This is a genomic window from Paenimyroides baculatum, from assembly GCF_008629655.1.
GTDB lineage: Bacteria > Bacteroidota > Bacteroidia > Flavobacteriales > Flavobacteriaceae > Flavobacterium > Flavobacterium baculatum.
In genome coordinates this window covers 1-2,729 of the sequence record NZ_VWSG01000026.1, presented here as the reverse complement: position 1 = coordinate 2,729, position 2,729 = coordinate 1, and the positions used below count along the sequence as shown (strand labels likewise).

At 37.1% G+C, this 2,729-nt stretch carries 1 protein-coding gene; it reads right to left on the bottom strand.

All coding sequences use genetic code 11. The features are described from left to right. Positions 1–2,729, bottom strand: a 2,729-nt coding sequence (locus F0460_RS16025) for an Ig-like domain-containing protein (RefSeq protein WP_150015108.1), incomplete at both ends; no start/stop codon positions are given.

Sequence of the window (2,729 nt, the reverse complement as noted above, 5' to 3'; positions counted from 1 at the left end):
TATTTTTTCACAATTTTCACAAATTGGCTGTTTTCTTTAGTTTTAATATTCAGCATATAAGTTCCTGCACTTAAGTTGCTAAAATCTAACTGAACAGTTTGATTGTCAAAATCGCGTTTGATAACCATTCTTCCGTTTAAATCAAACACTTCTACATTTGTAATAACATCTGTATAAGTAATTGTTAAAAGATCGTTTACCGGGTTAGGGTAATATTTCAACTTGCTTAAATCAAAATCGTTCACACCTAAAACAATTATTGCTTCAATTGGTGTTGGTAAGCTAGGACATCCGTTCGCTCCGATTATAACTGCATAATAAGTTGTTCCGTTTACCAATGGCATATTACCAGCCAATGGATTAACTCCTTTCATAGCATCATCATAAGTAACATACCAAACCACATTTGTTTGAGTCATTATAAGATTACTTATTTCTGCATAATCTGTAAATGTTTGTGGAGAAGTGCCCGTTGGGCTGTTTGGTCTACTGTTAATTGTAATTTGTACTTGTGTACGTACAGATTCACAACCATTGTCAACACGTGTTACAAAATAATATCCGGATTTTAATACATCTGTTAAAGGTAATGGCGTAGTCGATGTACTGTTTAAGTACCAAGTATATGATGTGCCAGTAGTAGCAGGGATACTTAAATCTCCAACCGTAGAACCTGCACACATTGATATTGGACTTAGAGCTGGAGCGCTTGTGCTAATTATACGTACTGCCACAGGAATTTTAACAGAAACACAGTTACCTACTCTTTGTGATAAATAATATGTTCCGTTTACCAATGTTGCTGTAGAAGCTAATGGTGTAGTTGCTGTTGCATTGCTATACCATTCTGCTGTCGCATTTGGTAGTATTTGCGCAATTAACTGTGCTACAGTCCCGCTTCCACAAATATTCTGAATACCTGCCGTTGGTGCAGCAACACTACCTTGTGAACTTGCAATAATCTGTACACGTAATGATTCACAACCATTTACTTTTTGTGATACATAGTAAGTGCCATTTACTATTTGACCTGTATTTGGTATTGGTGTTTGTGATGTTGCAGATGGATACCATACTAATTCTGATCCCGCAATTTGATTTAAATTAACCCCTCCATAATTTAACGATCCGCAAATTGAAATAGTTTGTGGTGTTAAAGCTGCTGGTGCAGGGTTAATATCTACCAATACGGATATACGTCCAGACTCACAATTTCCTAATGATTGCGAAGCATAATACGTTGTATTATCAACCAAAGCTTGCGTACTTGCCAAAGGCGTTGTTGCCGAAGCCGAAGCATACCATCTTATCTGTGCGCCATTTACGCCTGATGCCATTAATGACGATACTGTTCCACCACCGCAAACCACTTGAGTAAACTGTGCAGTAGGCAATGCCAATGGAGTAATTGTAGCTGTAAATGGTACACGAACAGATTTACATAATCCTTGAACGGCTTCTACGTAATAAGTTCCTGTTTGTGAAACAGTAGTTATCGGAGTAGTTGCTGTAGCCGAATTATAGAAATTAAATGTAGCTGTTGGTCCGCTTGTTACAATTACACTAGTAACTGGTGTTGCCGAACAGAATGTTTGATTTTGAACAACTGGTGTTATTACATCTGTAACATTCACCGTGATTGCCTTGTTTAATGTACATCCAGATAATGGCGCTGTTAATACCGCATTGTAAACCTGGCTTAAACCTACGCTTGATCTTACATATACTTTAAGAGCATTTGTTCCTGATGTATAAGGTACTGTTGCGCCTGCATCTAAATATAAATTAGAAGCAGGAGACCATATAACATTAGATTGTTGTAAACCAAATTTAGCATTTAAACGATCTGTGGTTCTTGCTCCAGCAACAGGGTTTGAATCTGTAACACTTGTTGCGTACATTCCAACATTTGTTCCAGTTACAGAAGTAAAGTAAGTTTCTGCATTATTACCTGTACCTGCACCTTCTTGTGTAATTTCAACCAATACATTCGATTGTCCATCCCAATAGAAAGGACTATCAAAAAGCATTGTTTGTGTTCCTTGGAATGTATGTGTATGATTTACTTTTGAGTATACTGTTGATAAATTTCCGGTTTCAAAATTTGTTGTTCCAAACGATGTATTTGGCGTTAACTTCATTTTGATAGTATACTTTGGATTAGTTAAACTAGCTCCTGAATTAATCGTTTCAAAAGATAAGTTGGTAATGTAACCCGAAGTTGTTAAACCTTGTGCCAACAATTCTGCTGCACTGTAGATATATTGCTGTTTAGAATACACACCACTTTGAACAAAAGCAGATACTTCACTTGTTGATGCAGTTGTGGTTAAGCCTGAACCAATTGTAACTGCTGCCGGTAAAGATTCTAATGCTTTAAGCTCTTTAACTTCGTCTTTACATAAATCATAAGCACTTGCTAAAGCTGCATTTGCTTCAGGTTTTTTACCTGCAAAAACGCGAACTGTTTTTTCTATTTTACAAATACCTGTAGATTGGGTTGCAACTAAAGTATAGTCTTGCTCTTGAGCTGTACTAAAAGTCCATCCGTTTACTGCATCTCCGGTTACACCTGTACTTGGTGTCCATACAAAAGTATTGTATCCACCTAAATTTGTTGTAATTGTTACCGGTGTTGTTGATGTACCCCCCTCACAAGAAGTTGTGCTTGTGCTTGAAATATCAAACGCTGGTTTTGCAGATACCGTTACCGGTATCTCTATCGCTGG